The organism is Magnetococcus sp. PR-3 (assembly GCF_036689865.1).
GTDB lineage: Bacteria > Pseudomonadota > Magnetococcia > Magnetococcales > Magnetococcaceae > Magnetococcus.
Genome location: NZ_JBAHUQ010000025.1, coordinates 78,264 through 98,909, shown reverse-complemented (window position 1 = coordinate 98,909; position 20,646 = coordinate 78,264). Strand labels below are relative to the sequence as shown.

The window sequence follows — 20,646 nt, the reverse complement described above, 5'->3', positions numbered from 1 at the left end:
GTATGAGGACCTGGAAAGCTCTTTGTAGATAAATGGTCAGGCTGCATCGCCTGGCAAAGTGCATCGTCTTCCTCAAGAGGAAGAGCTTCGCCGCTTATGTTGAACAAAGAAGTGTTTGATGGCGGCGCGAGAAATCTAAAAAGGTGATACGCATCTTCTTATAGGGACTGAAATGAAATTATAATTCATTCGTGAGCACCAGGAGATGCAGGATACCAGCCTCAACTACCAGGTGTTTGGTGGTTCCCATTCCGGATTCAAAGTGAGCTTTAGAGGGTTAAAAGGCATCGCCAGGAATAGGAGAACTGGGCGAAGCTGAAGAGGACGTTCCGTGTCACGACGAACTCCCATCACAACCTTCCTGTTGCCCCTAATCTTTTTAATCGGGATTTCTCAGTGATGCACCCTAATGTGACAGCGGGTTGTGACAACAGCTAGGCATGGACCGTAGAGAGCTGACTCTAGCGGGCTGCCGTCATGGATCTCTATGCTCGGAGGTCATAGGTTGGTCAAAAGGGCCACGCATGAGCAACCATTTGCTCATTGATGTTTTGGAAATGGCTTAAAACAGCGCTCCCCATCTGCTGGTCTGATGGCCCTCTCAGATCAAGGTCGTCAATATGCCCGTAAGGACTACCAGCCTTTAATGGACAAGCGTGGAATCAAGTGCAGTATGCGCGGTAAAGGGGGAGGCTGGGATCATTCACCTAAGGGGTGTGTTTTTAAAACTCTGAGAACGGAGTTGGTGTACCACGCGGTCTGTCAGGCCAGAGTGTAGGCTTAACAGGGCATTTTTAGAGTATATGGAGACTTTTTGCAATCAGGAACGGATGCATTTTGCGAGGGGATAAACAAGTCCTGAACCATGTGCACTCTGGGGCAATGGGCTTAACTCACGTCCACCTTACCAGTGACTTTCCAATCAACTAAACCCATAGAGAAACAGCTTAGATCAAATTTATGGGGGTATCCGGCTTGGGGCATTAAAGGATCACCATACCCAGTGATCGAGAATACCACTCGCCGGTACCTTTGAAGGATTCAACCTCTTGCCACGGACCCCGATCAACATGGTGCCAGAGCCAGCCTCTAGGGCGAGAGGCGTGGGTGACTAGTAGCGCCTCATCTTTATGATCGTTTCGAAAAGCTTTTACTTTTGTCATGTTCAGATCCATAGACGGTAAAAAGCTTAAGTCTTTGATGTCATTCAGCTCTTCCCATGTTCCTTTAAGCCGCCTTGGTGGTGGCGTAAGAAGGCGCGTAATATAAACATCAAGTCCCTCCATCTTCGACCTCCATTGCACCTCAGAGTGGAACCTGTCCAATCGAATCCAACTCCGAAGCTTTTTGAACCATAAGTAGTGAACCAAATTAACTCACTATATTATATCAATTTTAAGCAAATTGCGCGTATTTTTACTTCCAGTTTTTATCTGATTTCAATTTAGAGCCTGTTGTCATACGTTTTGCTTTTTTATGTACGTTTAGATGTGTGACATGTGTGACACAGGTGGAAGCATGGACCATAGATGCATGAACCGTCGTAACAGAATCCATGAACATGCGTTCAATCGTGTTTATATGTGCTATATGATTTGCCGCAGAGGGTCGTAGTCCATGACAATCACCGCAAGTGGGGCTTGGCTTTAAATCCAAACGATGGGGGTGATGTCAGTTAATAATGAGTTCATGAGTGCATATGACGTACCGCAGAGAGTCATAGTTCATGACTTTCACCGCAAAGGGGGGGGGGCTTGGCTTTCAACCCAAACTATGGGGATGATGTCATTTGAAAGTGAAGAATAATCTCTTGAATAAGGAGTCGTTTTTTAATGGGTTTGGTCAGGTGGGTGTTGCAGCCTGCTTGCAAACTTTTCTGTTGCTCAGAAGCCATGGCATGGGCGCTAAGGGCTAAAATAGGTAGAGCAGGGCGTTGATTTTCAGCTTCCCAAGTGCGGATAGCACGGGTTGCGGTTAATCCATCCATAAGGGGCATTTGAATATCCATTAAAACCATATCAAATTGGGCTTGCTGAACCAGTCTAACCGCTTCTTTTCCATCACAGACTGAAAAAATATCCCACCCTGTTTCACGGAGATAGAGCTCGATAAGGTTCCGATTATCTTCCGAATCTTCAGCCAATAGAATTTTTAAAGGCCCAACACTACGGATATTTAAAGATTTTTCACGTTGGTCTTGTAAAACAGGCTCTGTAGGGGGGAGAGAAACGGAAAGATTAAATTGGCTGCCTTTGTTGATGATGCTGGTCGCTGTTACCTCCCCTCCCATCAGGGTCAGTAGTTGTTTGGAAATAGCCAAACCTAAACCAGACCCCCCAAAACGACGAGAGATGCCTGCATCAGCTTGCGTAAATTTATCAAAAATTTTATCCAAATGTTCAGGGGCAATCCCCATGCCTGTATCTGTTATCGTAATCTGATAGGTGTCTGGCGTTGGGCTGGTGGTGACCGTTAAGCAGACTTGACCATGTTGAGTGAACTTAATGGCATTTTCGATCAGATTAACGATGACCTGCCTTAACCGTCCTGCATCCCCATACACCCAATGTGGTTCTGTAAACGGGTGGTTCTGTATAAACGTAAGCTCCTTGGAGCTGGCTCTTGCATGCATAAGTTGGGCAACCGTATCCAACAGGTTTTTAAGATCAAAGGATGCGGGCTCAAGAACTAATCCCCCTGCTTCAATTTTAGAATAATCAAGAATGTCATTAATCAGACAGAGCAAATGTTCACCGGTTTTATGGACGGTATTAAGTTGATGACGCTGTTCCGGTGTAAGATTACTCTCCTGCAAAATATCACTGATGCCTAACAGAACATTCAAAGGTGTGCGTATCTCATGGCTCATAACAGCCAGAAAATCACTTTTCGCCTGGTTGGCATGTTTTGATTTTTGCATGGCATTGCGTAAGGCCACCTCCATCTGCTTTTGCCGTGTAATATCCTGAACGGTCCCGGTCATATGAATGGGCGTGCCGTTTTCATCCCGGATGATCTCACCTCGCTCCCTGACAATCCCTTCATCTCCATCAGGTTTGAGAATGCGATGTTCCAGGTCGTAGGGGATTGAGGGATCTCTTAGGGAGGCTTGAACAGCTTGTCTTAACATAGCTTGATCGTGTGGGTGTACCGAGTCAAAAAAAGCTTCATAGGTGGCTTCAAACGATTGAGGCTTATGGCCAAGAATGCGGTAGATCTCATCTGTCCAGGTAAGTTTATTTGAAATAAGATCCCAATCCCAACTACCTACATGACTCACCGCTTGTGCGCGGGAGAGGTTCTGTTCACTTTTTTTCATGGTGTGAAAAAGCCCCTGAATAGGTTTTTCCAATCCAATAATCACCACAGCCCGGAACAGGAAAAAACAGGCGACAATTTTAAAGGTATGCCCCAGCACGTTAGAGATATCGTAAACCCCAACGTAGAAAGTAAAACAGAGTTCTTGAGCTGCTGTAAGAAGAACTGACAGCGTGATCAGTTGTCGAATGGTTCTGGAAAACTCTTCTTTATATCGCGTGTTGAGCTGAAATGTCACCACGAGCAAAAGACAAATAATGATCCACTCTGAGTAAACCTTAAATGGAGTTAACCCGTGACCTTCTATATAGCAGTCTGGAAAATAACCAGAGAAAATAAGAAGACAGATGATGGAAACAGTGAGTGATGAGATTGAAAAAAGGGTTTTTTTGTTGAGGATATGACTAAAAAAATAGGGGGCCACTAATAAAGATATGGCCTGCATATACCGCCCTGCAATCCATAGTTGGGTTGGTAAATTGGCATCGTAACCTGGGAAAATAGGCATGCCTTTATAGGAGAGAACATGCAAAAAATCGATAATACCAATGGATAGAAAAAATGTGGAAAGAAAGAGGAAATAGTGGTGGTTATGAAATGTGTAGGTATACCAAACCAGAACAAAGAAACTGAAGGCCACAAGAATGCTGAAGATCTCAGCAACAGCATGAAAGGCTAAAAAGTTAGTTTGGCTGATGATAAATAGGGTGCCGAGGATCACCAAGCCAATGCTGGCATCCTTCAAAAATGGGTATGGCGCATCGTGATCGGTGTGAGTATCCATCCAGTCAGCCTCATGACACTAGGTTTTCTCTACATCCCCTTTTAAATAGTGCCAAAAAGTAACCAGCAACAACAGATAAAAGAAATGATATTTTGGCAGAATTTAGACAGATTGATAGAAATATTAACCAGAGTTAGTGTATTGGCTTGTTGAGCATTAAATGTTTTTTCTGTGTATGTGTGGATATTTGTATATAAGAGTGCAATAGCTCACTGTGGTTATGTTTTCTCTATTTCTAAAAGTTGGATAAGGCGTGAATGTCCGATGAGTCAATATCTGCTTTGGCCAGCTCTTGCTGAATGGTGGTTAATGCACGGTGTTCCCGCGTGCGAATTTGGGATTCCGTATAGCCTAATCGTTTGGCCACGACACTGCGCTTAAGTGCATCTTGAAAACGCATTTTCAAAATCAGGCGATCTTCATCATCCAACTGAATATTTAGTCGATGCTTCTGTTTTGGCTTTGTACATGTGTGTTGCGGATCTGTCTGTTCAGGGGGTGAGCCAAGCAACATACGAAGGGCAGCCATGATAGGGTGTTGCTGTTTTTGGCTTAATAAATCTTCAGGGGTATCGGTTTGATGTTCACTGTTTTTATCTTGAAGTGTGTCCACCATATCCGGTGTAAAGGGGGTGGAACCTGTCGTTTGACCACAATCGGCAATACGCCCCTTAACCGTATCGGCCGCAGCGCGCACAAAGGCGGCATCCCGCACATGATATTGGGTTAAAACAAAGACAGCTTGTTCGGTATCTTCCCGTTCCAGGCAGAGAAGCTGATAGAGACGTAACCATAAGGGGCCTAGACGTTTTAGCCATGCCGGGGGGCGCGGGCGACCAAATTTGTGCCGTGAAAAGTCCTCTAATAGATGACTAAAAACCGAGTGCATAAACGTCTTGTGGTTTGCTTGTCCTTTAAACTGACGTAACCGTGCCCAATTATCCTGTGAAATATGTTCCAAGACAAAGTTGTAGGCCTCTTCTGCCAGTGTACTGTCTGTAAAACGGCGAGCGAGTAGACGGCTTAGTTTGGTCTGTATCTCTGTCGAGAAAAACAGTTTGGACCATTCCATTAAGAAATTCCGCTCTTTCGCTGTACGTTACCGGATGCCACAACATTTAGGTAGATGAACATTATTGCGATCAAGCTATAAAACAACAAGGTTTGTGATTTTAGTACGTCTGTAAAAAAAAGGGGGGTAAGCCCTGAAGAGCCCGTTTGAGATTGCTCCCCGCCAGGTGGTTTTTTTTGTGTATCTTAATGACTGTCCTCTTTATGGGTCTGTGTAGCAGCCGCAAACAGGGCAAATGGGTCAGTAGCAGACCAATAATGTTATAAAAAAAGCTTGTTTTTTGGAGAGAAGAAGATGAGGCAGGGCTTAGATACCATGCATGTGAGAGGAACCAAAAGCCAGCTTTGGCTAAGCTGGTTGGTATGGGCGGTCATGCTTTGCCTGCCCGTTGTTGCCTCTCCTGTCTTAGCGGGGCAAAAACATGCACTTCTGGTTGGGGTCTCTCAATACGATAATCTTCCTAAGCACTTGCAGTTAAATGGGCCTGCTAATGATGTACAGCTTATGCACAACCTTTTACTGGAACGTGGCTTTATACCTGAGCGTATTAAGGTGTTGGCTGATGGCGTAAAGGGGGCAGATAATCGACCCACTCGGGCTCATATTCTATCGGCGCTCCAGCAGTTGGCCAAAGATGCCCAACATGATGATTTTGTTTTTTTACTGTTTGGTGGGCACGGTTCACAGGCCCCCGTCACGGCAGGGAAGGGGGCGGAGGAAGCCGATGGGTTGAATGAAATCTTTCTCCCCATTGACAGTGGGCAATGGGATGGTACGCAAGGCACGGTAAGTAATGCGTTATTAGATGATGAAATTGCACAGTCCATTTATCAAATACGCAACCGTGGTGCTTTTGTCTGGGCTGTTTTTGATACCTGTCACTCTGGCACCATGACCCGTGGAATGACGACCCCTTACGAAAAAGATCGAAAAGTAGACCCCGTTCTGGATTTGGGGATGGATGCCACATTGTTTAGACAGGCTCAAAGCCAACACGTGGGGGGTTCTGATGCTCCGAGTATGTCTGAAAAAGCGGCTTTGTCTAAATCTGCGGGGGGGTATGTTGCTTTTTTTGCCGCCCAGACATCAGAAGTTACCCCAGAACGTCAACTCCCTTATGGCGACCCTAACAAGCAACCGTATGGATTATTCTCCTATACCTTAAGTCAATTGCTCCACCGTAATGGTGGACTAACCTACCGACAGTTGGCCCAACGAATATTGCATGATTACGCCATGAATCGGGAGAGCACAACGCCCCTATTTGAAGGTGGGTCATTTTTGGATGCCCCTGTGTTTGGGTTAAAACCAGGAGAATGGCAAAGAGAGTGGCGTGTACAACTGGATGCTGGCACATGGTTGATGCAGGCGGGATCTCTGCACCAAGTGGGGCAGGGTAGTGTGGTGGCGCTCTATCCAACGCCTGCAGCCAAAGAAGAGGCTCTACTTGGTTATGCCCAGGTAGAGATGGCACAGATAACCCGTAGCCACCTCCAGCCGATTGCTCATGCAGGATTAAACAAGCCGCAACTCTCTACGATCGAAGGTCGGCCTTACTATGCTCGGTTGGTCTCACGGCCTATGGCATTGACCCTAAAAGTAGCCGCACCCCTAGCACCCTTGGGCTCTGTAGGGCATCTAATGGCTGCCGTGACCTCATTACAAGAGAACCCACCCGATACCATGCAGCTACAGTGGGTTAAGCCCCAGCAAGGCGCGGATATTCAGCTCCATATTGAGGATGGTAAATTGTGGTTTCTTCCCCCAGGCGGTGTTCGTCACGTTAAAGAGAGTCATATGCAGAGCCATGCCATAACAGGTCAGGGTTCGATTGAGCAGCTTCGGGAAAAAGTGGTGACCTCCCTGACCTCTATGGCCAAAGTCATCCAATTATTACGGCTGGGGGATATCATGACCGATCAGCCGGGTTATCAAGCGCGGGTAGAGGTTGTTGGTCACCACAGTCCGGTTAAACGCCATGGGCTAAATGCTGCACAAGAGCAGGCGATACAAGGATATTTAGATCATGAAGCTTGCGCAAAGCTACCCCTCGATCAAGGGACTCCCTTTGCCTTTGAGCGGGTTGCGACCTTGCGTAACTGTGATCAAATTACCCTTGCGGTGGAAAATCCAACCGACCGTGCTGTTGATGTAACCATTCTATTTGTTGATGCCGCTTACGGAGTGACAACCCTGTTCCCCCAGGATGGCGGCCCTAACCGTATTGAAGCGGGTGGACGGTTAACCGTCCTTGAACCGACCTTTTACAGCACCTATGCAGATGATCATGGTAAGCCGTCTCTATCCATTGGTCAGGAGCAGTTGATCTTTCTTGCTGTCGCAGCACAACCCAACGCCCCACAGACAGACTTCTCTTTTTTGCAGCAAGAGAGCTTGACGCTGCTACGTGATGTATCCTCAGCGCAAGGGATTTTAAACACACCGCTAACCGAACTGTTTAAACAGGTTGGGTTTGGACATGCGGTCAAGCTGAAAGCAACAGATAGCATGCTGACCCGGGGGGGCTTTGCTTTGGTGGAAGAGCCTACTTTAGAAGCTTCAGATATGCGTATTCTACGTTGGAAAAGTAGTCCGTGATTTTTATGTGTATAGATTCAATGTCTTAATGTGTTCTTGTGCGAAAGAATCAATGGGATCATCGCAATTATCCAAACCTGTCCGTCCAAATACATAACCGTACCGTGCATGGTTGCACGTTGGGTTAACAAAAAATCACCATACTGAGGACTTTTTTGGGAGAGATGATATGAGCACCGCAGCCGTCATAGAACAAGATCGGTTCACTGAGCAAAAGACTGAGCAGGCTTCAGAGCAGGGGTTGACGCTTCCCCGTCTATTTGTTGTACCCAAAGCTCTAACCTCACCAGAGCCCGAAGAGGGGATGGATCTATTAAAAGGGATTTTACACAAAGCCGCCCCAGGTTTAACCCCCATAGGTATAGAAGAGCTGGACGATACTGTATCTCTGTGGTTGGCTGCGACCTTTGGCCTACATGGTGGTGAACAGGAACGACGGTTTTGGTCCACCTATCACGCTTTTTTTACCGATGCAGAGCAGGGGGTTCTCTACTGTCATTTAGGGCGCTTACATTTAGCCCTGCAGTATGAGGATGAGCAGTTAGAGAGTGTGATTAGCGGTTTGCAATTAATTTTGGATCGTGTGGAAGGGGGGCCAGAAGAGCGGTTTGAGTGGATGTGCCAAGCTTTTGCGCAAGCACTGCTGGATGAAGATTTGGAGTGTGAGGAGATGTTCCGTTTTCTTGGGGTACTGCCAGAAGAGGCCTGAAAAAAGTGTGAATGGACAGCATATGAGCTGTTTTTATTCTGGATCAGGGTCGTTCTACATAGGAGTGTAAAAGGTTTACTTAGTGGTTTAATGCCATAACAATAATGATCATTCCCTTGCCCTGCCTTGCCAGGGAGAGGGTTTTTCTCTGTCATGCCAGGTGTGCTGTTTGTTGCAGTATGAACGGGTTACTTTACAGGATGGAATGGCTGTTATGGATCGCTCCTCTTGGGTCAAAGGTCTGTTGGCTACCCTTTTTCTCCCGCATAAGAACAGGCCTGGACAATGTCTATCACCCGAAACAGTGGCCCAATTTGCTGAACAGAGCTTAGAAGGGGAGCCACGACAACAGGTTATTTCTCACTTGGCCCATTGTGAGCGGTGTTATACGCACTGGTCTACTGTGATGGAAATGAGGGAAGATCACATCTCTGGTATCACGGATCTCTCCTCCAAACGGCATCAACAACAGTGGCGGTCACGTTTTAAAATTGGGTGGCAATCCTGGTCGGTAGGGGGTGTTGCTGCCGCGGCTGCGCTTTGGTTTGTGGTTCTGCAACCTGCTCAGGATTGGCGCACAGAGGGGCAGATCCATTTGACCATGGCGCAGGTTGAGCTCTCTGGTGCCAAAACTTGGCCTTGGTTGAGCCCTCAATCGCCAGCATGGCGTGGTCCGTCTGGTGATGCATGGCATGTTGCCCGTCGGGGTGGGGCAACACGAGAGGCCCTGGCTTTACAAAATCAGGCCCTTATCCTAGCGTTTGCCGCAGGGGTGCGGGAACGGTTGGATGCGTTATCACTCAACGATCCTGCCTGGATGCGACTGCGGGCTTTTTTGCCAGATCTGCAACAGAGACCCAAGAGTGTGGGCACCACATCAGCCATTGAACCCGGTTTTATCTCCGGTCAGTGGGCGATGATGGTCTATCTGGGGTGCCATACAACGCCAGCACCAGACCAGGCGTTTTGGCAAGCGATGCAGAGAGGTCAAACAACCATTGTTCAGGGGGCTGCGTCGGGTGAGGGGATCTCCTTTTATCAAACCTTGCAACAGGCCACCCTATTACAAGATAAAACACCCAATAAACAGTTATGTAAGCAGGCAACCTATTTGCTGGATGCACTTTTAAAACCTCAACCCTAACCCTCAATCCATTGGGGATGTTTGCCTTGGGGGCATGTCAGGGGGAAAAATTGTCTTTATTTAAATTAACAATAGGTTGGGTCGTCGGGATGCTGTTAGGGGTGGGGGTTATGCTTCCCTCACTGAGTTGGGCAGGGATTGTTCTGCATACAGATCCGGCCAAACAGACAACCCAGAGCCATACACCAACAACAGTTCCTTCTGGGGGGCAGTCTACACCTCTTCAGACACTGCCACCTGCCTATACATTTCATGATGTTGCACCAGCAAAACCTTGTTTTAATATAGGCAAGCCAACCAACCGAGCGTTACTGATCGGTCTTAACCATCTTCAGAGCAAAGCTGTACCGAGTTTGAATGGTCCGGGCAATGATCTAGATCTCATGGTTAAAGCTTTGCAGGTTCAAGGTGTTGCCGATGAGCATATTGTGCAATTACGCAACGCACAAGCCAGCCGCCAGAAGGTTCTGGAGCATTTAAAAGAACAGATGGCGCAAGCCCGTTGTGGGGATACACTCTTCCTACACTTTAGTGGTATGGAGTACCTCCTTCCCCACTCAGATCAGGCCGTTGAGGTCATGCTGGTTCTGTATGATTCAACGTTCACCTCTCCCGCAAAGCCTGAGTTTAAACCGGGCTTGTGGGGGCGGGAGTTGCGAACGGCCATAACACTTCTGCGTAACCGTGGTGTTTTTGTTTTTGTCTCTCTAGACAGTTGCCATGCTGCTGCATTGAAAGTCAGTACCGCTCAAACCGAGCGTATTTGGTCATGTTGTGCCGAGGAAGAAAAAACCAGTAAAGCTCAGCTATTACCAGAGGCTGCCGGGTATAGCGCTTTTTATGCCACTGGCACTGAGCAACTGGCCATGGAGTTACAGCTTCCTTTGGGGGTGGATCAAGCGCAACAAAAACACTTTGGCCAGTTCTCTTTCTCCTTGGCAACAACCATGCTGGAAGGTAAAGCGCGCTCATTTCAGGCCTTGGCAGAGAGAGTGAACCAATTCTATCAACAACGGGAAAAGGTGGAGGCGTGGACTCAAGATCTGCAAATTCGACCTCAATTCGAATCCACCCACCCTGAGCGACAGCCTTTTCCTTCGGTTGTCTCTGTCATGGATCCGTTGACCCGCTCTGTCATGCAGGGTTCTCATGAGCCAAACATTGAGCTCTCTTTTGATGGGCTCTCTCCCATGCGTGGCGGTTTTCTTGCCCTTAAAGGTCAACAACCTCTGATTGCTGGCCGGGTTAAACCTGTTCAGGGGTTATTAACCCTGTTGGCAGATGGTCAACCATTACACATCGATCCAGAAGGAGCTTTTCGTGGGCGTTTGTCCCAAATGATGGGAAAAGAGTCCGTCACCTTACTTGCCATCTATCGCAATGGGGCCATTGAAAGGCAGGTTGTTCCGATCAAAGTCAAAGGGGGAGATTTACCCTTAGGTCAACAATATGCGTTGATTATTGGTAATCGTGATTATGCCGATCCTGCCTTTAAATCATTGGTGACCCCTTTGCAAGATGCTCAACAAGTCGCACATCTCTTACATACGGGGTTTGGGTTTAAAACATCGTTAATGCTCCCAAACCATAAAGAGATTTCCCTGCTGTTAAACAATGCGACCCGCCGCCAAATAACCTCTACCATCAGTAAATTACGGCGGTACCTTAAACCAGAAGATAGCTTGTTGATCTACTATGCTGGGCATGGCTGGCGTAGCCACCGGGCTGATCAGGCCTATTGGTTACCTGTTGATGCTGAGCATGATGATTTTGGCACCTACCTTTCCGCCAGTTTTATCACCGATCAGGTGCGGATGATGTCTGTACGCCATATTCTTATCATTTCTGACAGTTGCTACTCTGGTGCGATGAACCGAGGTGCTGAAGAGGGCCATGAAGCCAAAGAGGGGCATTTAGCCGATTCGGAAAAAACACAACTACTGGCCAAACTGCATAGCCGTAAATCCCGGATGATTCTCTCGAGCGGTTCAGATGAACCCGTGGCGGACCAAGGTGGTCAGGGTCACTCTGTGTTTGCCCGTGCCTTGCTCGAAGGTCTTAACGCTTTTCCCCATCGTCAATTTGCCGTAGATCAGCTTTTTAGTGATCATATCCAGGAACAGGTGGCCGGGCACTCTGAGCAATCCCCCCAACTGGCGCCCATTCATCGATCTGGCCATGAAGGTGGGCGGTTTATCTTCCGCCGTGGGCATAAGGTGGTTCATTAATGGTTTGTTATAAAGAGATCTAGAAGGTCGATTCGGCTCATTGAGCAACTGTGCGGACGGTATCGTTCAAAAAAGAGCAGGTTCTTTCTCATTTTTTGTAGGTCTGTCCGTCCTATCTTTTAATGTGTATGGTTTATCGGTATTTCTCAACGGTTTCATCTAAAGGTAAAGTCTTATGCCGACGCTCTTTATTAAACGATTTGAGGTTATTGGCTTTTTAACCTGTCTGCTCTTGCTCACAACCGTGTCAGCAGGCTTTGCACAAAGCCGCCACGGCACACCACAAACGCAAAGTAAGCAGAGCGCGACCAACCCATCAACAACAGTTGAGCAGTATGATGAGCTGGTAAGAATGGTCTCCTATGGCGCAGGCAGCTCCCATGCGCTTGCCCTGCTTAAAGCTGGGGTATCTCCCAACGGTCCAGAGGGGGATGAATCTACGGCATTTATGGCCGCTTTCGACCGGGAGCCGTTTGATGTTGCTTTGGTGGAGATGCTGCTAAAGCATGGCGCCGATATTCGCTTACCCTCTCCGAACTATGACAAAATGCCTGTGGAGATGGTCGGTATTTTTGATCATAAGGCACTGACAGCTCTGATCACCCCTTTGCTGAACGCCCAAGAACTAAAGCAGATTCAACACGCACAACTCTACTATGCATTAGCAGAGAGCGACCTTTCGCGATTAATAGGGTTATTAAAGCAGGGTGCGCTTCTTGACCATGTAACCCCCCCTTGGAATAACAGTCAGCCTGATGTATCGGAACGTTATCCTTTTAATGACATGCACCCCAAAATCCTTAACGCATTAGAGTCGCTTGTTAGTGATGATCAGCGTGGGCATCTCTTAGGGCACTGGCTCTATTATGCGCTGGAAAATGAACGGGATGGTCTGGTTAAGCAGCTTCTGCAACAAGGGGCAGATTTACGGTATATGCTCAGCTCCGACCCTGTCGTTAGACCCATAGATTTTTTGCCGATAATACAGAGCCCGACGATTCTGGCTCTTCTGGAACCTCTTTTTACCGATGATGAAAAACGACTCAAACGAACGATGCAGTTGCACTCAGCACTTGCTCAAAATGATTTAGAGCAGGTAAAGGCTTTGATCGAGCAAGGGGCCAAGTTTGACAGCACCTCCTCTTCGTTACAGAAAGCTATTCGTGCGTTGATGTATGAAGACAATAACCATGAGGTGTTGGTCTTCATGTTGGATCAAGGGTTGGATCCCTCCATGCCCATGGGGGAGACCACACTCTTCCATCAGATCATGGTTCAAGCAGAGCTTAGGACGGTGGAATATTTTTTAGCTTCTATTAAGGATATCAACCTTATAGATCGTGCGGGGGATACCCCCCTTTTGCTGGCTTTGAATCGGGATGATGCCGAGCAAGCTGTTGCGCTATTGCTTCAGAACAGGGCGGATCCCAACCTTGCTGGTCAAGATGACACATCCCCCTTACAGCAAGTGTTGACCAATCGGCACCCGAAGTTGGTTCAACTGCTTTTAGAGCATGGTGCACAGTTTACTGTTGGCCAAGACCAAGCGACCTCCTTTTTAGAGATGGTCCTTGATCTGGATAGTGAGGCCATCCTAACAGCAAGCATGGCTGCAGGGTTAAAGGTGGATGTATCCATCCATGGGGGGGGAAATGCTTTTCACTATGGTGTTAAACATAATCGCGCCCCACTGTTGGCGCGCATGGCCAAACAGGGGTTGGACCTGAATGTCTATGATGATCAGGGACGTACGCCCCTAACTCTGGCTTTACATAACAAGCAGTCAAAACTGGCTCAGCAGTTGGTTGAACTGGGGGCAGACCCCAATTTTGCAGACCGTCAGGGGGTGCGTCCTCTGCATATGGTTTTGGCCCAAGGTAATGACCCATTGGCGCTATGGCTATTGTCCCATGGGGTTGATCCCTCTTTGAAAGGGCATGGCGGAAAAAATACGCTCTCTTTGGCCATTATTCATGGTGTGCAAGGGGTGATGGATGCACTTCTTAAGCAAGGCATAGCCACCGACCAAGCCGATGGTGATGGGCTATTACCTTGGCACTATGCCATTTTGCATGGTCATACCGGTGTATTAAAACAATTGGTGGCTCAGATGCAGGAGCCCAAACAGACGACTGAGCCATATGGGCTTTTTGAATCCCCTTTGGTGCACTACTGGAATGCACTCTATCTAGCCTATGCGCATGAACGACTTAAAAGTTCTCTGGAACGCAATTTAAACTCTGATCATCCACACCCTATTGCGGTTATTGCCTGGGTCACATTAAATAACAATGACAATGCCTTCGAACAGGTTTGGCAGAAGTTACACGATCAAAAGCTCAAGAATGTACTGGCTCCCTATGCGGTATGGAAACAGATGGACGTTCAGGAGCGTGAGGCGCAGGCTCTTAAGCTCTACCCTCCTGACTATGCATTTAAAAAGCATGATCTATTTGCTCTGATAAAGTTGGCGTATGCTGCCAAAGCACTGTCGGACTATGAACAGATGATGAATTATCTCACCGTTGCGGTGAGGCTGGACCCTAACGTTTACCAAATGGCCTGGGTTCTCTCTGACAGTAATTTGCTGGAAAAACCCATCATGAGGCAGAAGGTGCAGGCGTTATTGGCAGAACCTGGGGTTCAAAACAGCCAGTTTGCCAAGATGATTGCCCCCATCCTCTCTTTACACCGAAGAAGCCGAGACGATGAACGTTACTTAACCGAACAGTGGTTACAGTCCTTTCCACACGATGGACGGGCTTGGACCTCCTTAGGATATGACCTCAAGAGTAATAACCGTCATGAGGCCGCACTGTTAGCCCATTTAAAAGGGCTCGTTTTCTCCCCTTTTTATGCCAACTATGACAATGGTATTGACCAGCTGGTCAAACTTAACCGTCCTGATCAGGCTTTGGCTTACAGTAAAATACTCGCACCTAACTTCAGTCAGTTAGAGCAGCCTTCAGAACGTGAGTTGGATGGATGGTCCCGGCGACAGGTTGCCTATGCTTTTAAAGACGCAGGGAATTATGGTAAAGCACGGCAGTTGGCGGAAGATGAGATTAAGGTCAACCCAGGCTCAATTAAGTGGCGGGTCTTACTGGCAAAGATTGAAAAGCATGATAAGCGCTTTACCCATGCTTTGGAACAAGTGCAGGCGATCCGTAAGCTTGATCCTAAAGATCACACTGGTCGCACCTTGGAAATTGAGTTGCTGCAGTCGTTAAAGCGTCATGAGCAAGCTTTGGTCGCTTGGCAGGCTTTAAAAAAGGATACCCATACCCCTGATCGGGCATTGCTCCATCAAGGGGTGGAACTGATGGGGGCATTGGGTAAAAAAGAACAGCAGTCACGCCTTTTGGAGCAGATTGCCCAAAGGTTTCCTCTGGAGCTTGCCGCTCAGCTGGCTTGGGCTGAACAGTTGGTCAAGATGGGCAAGCATCAACAAGCTTTTGATCTGTTAAAAGCACAGTTGGAGCAAAATCCTCAACATGAAGAGACCATTAAAGCCTTACATCAATCGGCGACAAAGGTTCTTGATAAAGGGGCTGTTTTGCCTTTTTGGCAGAGACAGTTAGCCCACTACCCATGGTCTAAGGTTTTGCACACCTGGTATGCCAGTAACCAACTTAAAAACCAACCCGAACGCGTCGCTTTTTGGCGTGGTGTCGTGGCCCGTACCCCCGATAGGTTATGGGGGCATGAACAGCTCTCTGATCTCTACCTGAATAAACAGAAATGGGGTGAAGCTCTGGCCATTTTGCGGAATTATCAACACTCCGTTGCCGCTTCATCGCAAAGCTGGGGGGAGCGACTGTTCGTACGTATTCTAATCGCCTGGGTTGTGAACCAACAAAGTCGTAAACAGCGTGTTGATAAGGCATTGATTAAACAACAGATGGAATCATTGAACATCTACCGTGACGAAGGGGGAAATTTAGATCAGTACCATCGTTATATGGTGATGATGCAAGGGGCTTTGGGGCATAAGAAAAAAGCGGCAGAACATGTCATTGCCCGTTCCAAGTTTAATCTGGATAGTACAAGTATCTACAGCAACTTGGCGACGGACTATCAAGAGCATACACGGGATGAAGCCAAAGCGTATGGATATACGATGGTACGCCGTGATCCTTATAATATTAAAAAAAGCCAGCAATATGTCCGTTTTCTGAACTTCTGGTTAAATGGTCCGATCCTGTCGTTAAAACATATTGATCGTGTGAAAAAACTGGGACTAGACACCAACTTGAGCTACTACGAGAAAAAAGCACGTTCCAAGTTGGGGGATACTGTCTCTGGCTTTGCCTCCTACATGGGGAGTAAGGCTATTAGTGATAGTGACCGGTATGTCAACTGGTACCATAACGCCCGCAAACAGGTGTTGACAAAGGATCGTAATCAAATTCACTACAAGTTTGAAAACGATCAGGCAGAGGTAGAGATCATCTACCCCAATGGAGAGGTGTTGACCCGTCGTGATCACCCCATTTTTGGCAAGATCGTCCATTTGGGTATGGGGGCTTCCTATATTTCAGCCAAGTATGATGATCGCGGTAATCTTAGCCAAATGCGTACCTCAGCCGGTAAACAGATTGATCTGATCTATGATTCACGTGATCTCATCACCAGTATGGTTGGTCAACAGCCCAATAAACCTGATCAAGTCTTAAGCTTTGAATATGGTGCGTTGGAAAAACCCACCCTCATCCGTATTGAAGGTGTTGGTGCGATCCGGGTACGTTACGATGCACAAGGTGAGATAGAATCGGTCAAATCTGATCAAGGCCACCGCATGGCTTTAAAGGTGACGCAAGCGTTCCAAAACTTGCTCTCCATGGCCAAAATTTTTGAAAATTACCAGCGTAATGATCGTCTACCCCGTATTCCCTTCACCGATGTAAAACATGATGCTTTGCAACAGAGCATGCTCTCTAGCCGTGGGCTTAAACGACAAGAAGCAGAGCTGGCGTATGCACACTACTTGGTAGAGCATATTGCGGATAATCGAGATTACTACTCACAAGCCAAAGATCTGTTGGAAGAACACATCGAAGCAGGCATTCACCAAAGCATTGTTGTGTCCGAGCCAACGCAGGCACAACAACAGGCTGCGCAGGCCATAGCGCTTTGGAGCCAGCTCCATCTCCAGGTTAAGCCCCGCGGGTTACCGGTTGAAGATTTTGAACAGTGGTCCACCCACCGAAATTGGCTGCGGGGTATGGTCCATGCCGGGGTTGGAAATCCCTTTGGACAGGTATTGGCCAAGCTAGATGAGAGGCCTCAAAAGCTGTTGAAAGACACCAAGTGGTTGGCTCACTCCGAATTAACCAACGAAGGGTTTTGGCACCGTTATACCAACCGCGTTCTAGGGGGCGAGTCCGCTTCACGTCACACCCTGTTGATCCGGCAAAATGGTGATGTTTTAGTCGGTGGGGATAAGGGGCTGAATGTCTTTACAAAAGGACATTGGGTTTGGATGGGGTACGATGCTCTTAATCAACGTTTTTCCAGTACAATCTCCAAAAATTCGTTAAAAGCCAGTGCTCAGGTATTGGCCCTAGCTGAAGATAAGCAGGGTACCCTCTGGGTCGGTACTGCCAATGGGTTAATCCGCTTGGCTGGGCCGACTTATGCGGGTGAAACCCAATATTGGATGACCCAACAGCAAGGGCTAGCAGCACCCCGTGTGACCCACTTAGCCTTCCATAAAAAGGGGGGGTATGTTGCCACCAGTGCAGGTATTCAACCGCTCACCAAACACGGCCCACAGCCACCTTTGTTGATGAAGGGTGAGGTCTCCTTTCTTTCAGCAGCGCAAGAAGAAGAGCATCTATTGGTTGGGCAGGCGGATGGTGTTTATGCATTAAATGAGACAAATACCCCTGTAAAACTTCATGATAAACCCATGCAAGATGCTGTTTATCTGCCTGAATCAAAGTGGCTGTACATGCTCTCGGGAGATCGTATTTACCGGGTGGTTTGGGATGGTTTAACTCTCACTGAAGGCAAACCTCTTTTACTGGCGACCAAAGCCGATGTGTTGGCAGCTCGTGCTATTCATGGTCTCAGTCGTATTCCGGTTACCGGTAAAGGGGATCGGTTGGGGGTACTTACCGATCAGGGGTTGGCTCTGTTCCATGAAGCGCACTTTCAATATATGGAAATGCCCTTTTCATCAGCACGGGGTGGTTTAAAAATTGGACCGGAGTTGGCTGCTCAAGATCACCGTGGCAACCTCTGGTTATCGGCTCAGGATGGTGTGTATGGTTTTCGCTTTAGTGATGTCAGGCAGGATAAACGTCTGCCAGTAGTCTCTATCGCTGTAGACCACAAGCAGGGCATTACCTACCTGGCCCGTGGCAAGCGTATTGATTATGTTGACCATGATGATCCGCAGATGACCCCACGCTTTTTCAACCAAGCAGCAGCTACACAGTTGGCAATGGCTGCAGACGGTTCACTTCTGGCCAATGATCATCATCGGATTATCCGTTTTTTCCCTGGGAATGAAAAACCCTATGAGCTGTTTGAAGCCCGCAGTACACCCGATAAAGCAGGTTGGCAGGGGCCGGTAAAAAATATTTTACCAACGGCAGATGGTACGATCTGGGTGGCTTCAGGCTCTTCGATCTTTCGTTGGAAGACCGGCCAAAAAGCGGAAGAGTTTAATTGGCTGATGGATGCCAAGCGTTTTCCAAGTCGGAGTGAAATGATCTCCAGAGTCTTTGAAAATGTGGAAGGTCATATCCAGGTTATTGCATCGGATGAAGGGCATTTGGAAGAGCAGGGGGTGGAGCTTAGTGGCGGTTTATTGCAGTGGAATGGTGAAGGTTTTGATCGGCTAAAAAGATCCAAACGTGGTTTTTTTGTGACCGGATATACCAAGCTTGATGATACACAAGCGGTGGTGGGAACCTCAGATGGTTTTTTCCAAGATCGCAAAGGGGCACCACGACGGAATTATACAGAAATTCACTCCTACGCCAAACTAAAAGAGCGTTTTCCCATGCTCTGGTTGGGGCGCAAAGGGGCGGCGTTGGGTAAAGATAAAAAGGATTGGATCTTCCCTGCCGCTGGTGGTGTGGTGCTCTACCACGATGGGCGTTGGTTCTACCCAGATCGGTTGAACCAACTGTTACCAGAGGATCGGGCCTTTGGTCAATATGGGGCACGTACAGTACACGCTGTTGCCACCGACCCTAAAGGGCGTATCTATATGGGTACGGACCTTGGGTTGACCATTTATGAAGCCCACAATGTAACCTCACTCTTGATCGACAATGGCTATGCCCACTCGGTTTTTGCCGATCAAGAGAGCCAGCAGCAAGCAGCGCTTAAGGATATCTTCTTGGATAAAATCGACCCTGCCAGTAAACAGGGCCGTATCCTTACACGCTACCAAGCCTTGGATCGTGAGCTTAATGAGCTTAAAGCACACTTAACGGGGGGTGGAAAACAGAATAACAGCGGGATCCGCCAAACCAGTGGTGGAGAAGGGGCGAGAGCCGAGACGCAAGAAGAGACGAGTCAAAGCTATAAAAAACGGCTTAAAAGCCGCGAACGTGCCATGAAACGTCTGCTCAACCAGTTAGAGCAGGATCATTACGGTCTGTTCCAAATGCTACGCCTGGATCCTAGAGAGCTCCAGGCTATGCGTAAGGAGCTGAAAGCAGGGGAGTTGATGGTGCAGTATCTGCCCACGCCCCAGAAACTATTTATTCAGCTGGCCAGCCGGGATGCTTCTCGTATTGTGGAGGTCCAGGTACCCAGTCAGCAACTGTTTGAACGGGTTGTTCGCGTGGCCCGTATTCTACAAAGCTCTGTGGATTATCTGAAAATTGAGGGGCGTTTAACCCGGAACAAGCGTGGTCATGGTTTTTCACTGAAAGATGAGGATGAGGATGATCTGGAGTTTTCAGCAGAACAGTTGAATGAGGATCTTCACTGGCTCTACCAACAGTTGTTACGGCCGGTTGAGTATGAGCTGGATCAGGCCAAGCAGGTCTATTTAACCCCTGTTGGTCCCTTAACATATCTACCGTTCAGTGCGCTCATCCGCGCACCTGGTCAACAGCCCGAGTATGCGGCTCAGCGTTATCAACTGGGGGTTATGCCCTCTCTGTTTCATCTAAATTTGGTATTACGAGCCAAACCTTCCTTTGCCGATGATGTGCTCTTATTGGCAGATCCTGATGGTAGTTTGCCGGGGGCGCGGGCTGAAGTCAAAGCGGTCGGGGAGTCTCTAGAGAGTGCCTCAACCAAGCTCATTGGTGCAGAGGCTTCTTTGGAGAGTATGACAGATGCCATCTCAGATAAGCGTATTGTTCACTTGGCAACCCACGGCCTGCTTGATCAGGACAAACCGGCGGATAGCTATCTGTTATTGGCAGGAAAAAGCCAATTGGGTATGGTTGATATCGCCATGCTGGATCTGGAGCAGACCGACTTAGTGGTATTATCGGCCTGTCAATCTGGCATTGGGCGGGATGGCATGGAGTATGTCACCTTGGCGCGCGCTTTTGCCCATGCTCAAGTACCAACGGTGGTGGCATCCCTTTGGTCGGTACATGATCAGGCCACCTTAGCTTTGATGCGTCGTTTTTATGGTCATCTGGATGAAGGGAAGAATATCTTCAGTGCGCTAGCTCGTGCACAGCGAGAGATGATCGATATGAAAGGGGATCTAGCCCACCCTGCAGCTTGGGCTGCCTTTAATGTGTTTGGCCGACCTTAAACTAGATAGGATGGGCCAGCGAATTCTTAAAAAGAGGGGGCGCTGCCTCCTCT

General features: G+C 48.0%; 8 protein-coding genes. 5 read left to right on the top strand and 3 right to left on the bottom strand.

From position 1 onward, the window contains the following. Positions 1 to 983: 983 nt before the first annotated feature. From V5T57_RS13930 to V5T57_RS13920, 3 genes are all read right to left on the bottom strand, one after another. The gene (locus tag V5T57_RS13930; RefSeq protein ID WP_332891844.1) at positions 984 to 1,286 is read right to left on the bottom strand and encodes a hypothetical protein; all 303 of its coding nucleotides are present in this window, start codon (positions 1,284 to 1,286) and stop codon (positions 984 to 986) included. Between the two features lie 485 nt (positions 1,287 to 1,771). Further along, complete coding sequence (locus V5T57_RS13925; protein ID WP_332891843.1) at positions 1,772 to 4,102, bottom strand: MASE3 domain-containing protein; 2,331 nt, start codon at positions 4,100 to 4,102, stop codon at positions 1,772 to 1,774. Positions 4,103 to 4,337: 235 nt separating this feature from the next. Continuing rightward, complete coding sequence (locus V5T57_RS13920; protein WP_332891842.1) at positions 4,338 to 5,174, bottom strand: sigma factor-like helix-turn-helix DNA-binding protein; 837 nt, start codon at positions 5,172 to 5,174, stop codon at positions 4,338 to 4,340. A gap of 294 nt (positions 5,175 to 5,468) precedes the next feature. Here V5T57_RS13920 and V5T57_RS13915 point away from each other — a divergent pair, with 294 nt between their 5' ends. From V5T57_RS13915 to V5T57_RS13895, 5 genes are all read left to right on the top strand, one after another. After that, entirely contained in the window at positions 5,469 to 7,772 is a 2,304-nt protein-coding gene (locus V5T57_RS13915; RefSeq protein WP_332891841.1) for a caspase family protein, read from the top strand. A gap of 169 nt (positions 7,773 to 7,941) precedes the next feature. Beyond that, positions 7,942 to 8,481, top strand: coding sequence for a hypothetical protein (locus tag V5T57_RS13910; RefSeq protein WP_332891840.1), 540 nt, complete (start codon positions 7,942 to 7,944; stop codon positions 8,479 to 8,481). Between the two features lie 214 nt (positions 8,482 to 8,695). Further along, positions 8,696 to 9,625 (top strand): hypothetical protein, encoded by a 930-nt coding sequence (locus V5T57_RS13905; RefSeq protein WP_332891839.1) that lies wholly within the window; start codon positions 8,696 to 8,698, stop codon positions 9,623 to 9,625. A gap of 110 nt (positions 9,626 to 9,735) precedes the next feature. Continuing rightward, positions 9,736 to 11,853: a caspase family protein gene (locus tag V5T57_RS13900; protein WP_332891838.1), complete on the top strand. Its 2,118-nt coding sequence runs from the start codon at positions 9,736 to 9,738 to the stop codon at positions 11,851 to 11,853. Positions 11,854 to 12,028: 175 nt separating this feature from the next. Continuing rightward, complete coding sequence (locus V5T57_RS13895) at positions 12,029 to 20,593, top strand: CHAT domain-containing protein (protein WP_332891837.1); 8,565 nt, start codon at positions 12,029 to 12,031, stop codon at positions 20,591 to 20,593. Positions 20,594 to 20,646 lie beyond the last annotated feature (53 nt).

Coding starts and splice junctions, on each gene's coding strand:
- V5T57_RS13900 (WP_332891838.1), top strand. CDS start 9,736: ATGCTTCCCTCACTGAGTTGGGCAGGGATTGTTCTGCATACAGATCCG.
- V5T57_RS13895 (WP_332891837.1), top strand. CDS start 12,029: ATGCCGACGCTCTTTATTAAACGATTTGAGGTTATTGGCTTTTTAACC.
- V5T57_RS13920 (WP_332891842.1), bottom strand. CDS start 5,174: ATGGAATGGTCCAAACTGTTTTTCTCGACAGAGATACAGACCAAACTA.
- V5T57_RS13925 (WP_332891843.1), bottom strand. CDS start 4,102: ATGGATACTCACACCGATCACGATGCGCCATACCCATTTTTGAAGGAT.
- V5T57_RS13930 (WP_332891844.1), bottom strand. CDS start 1,286: ATGGAGGGACTTGATGTTTATATTACGCGCCTTCTTACGCCACCACCA.
- V5T57_RS13910 (WP_332891840.1), top strand. CDS start 7,942: ATGAGCACCGCAGCCGTCATAGAACAAGATCGGTTCACTGAGCAAAAG.
- V5T57_RS13905 (WP_332891839.1), top strand. CDS start 8,696: ATGGATCGCTCCTCTTGGGTCAAAGGTCTGTTGGCTACCCTTTTTCTC.
- V5T57_RS13915 (WP_332891841.1), top strand. CDS start 5,469: ATGAGGCAGGGCTTAGATACCATGCATGTGAGAGGAACCAAAAGCCAG.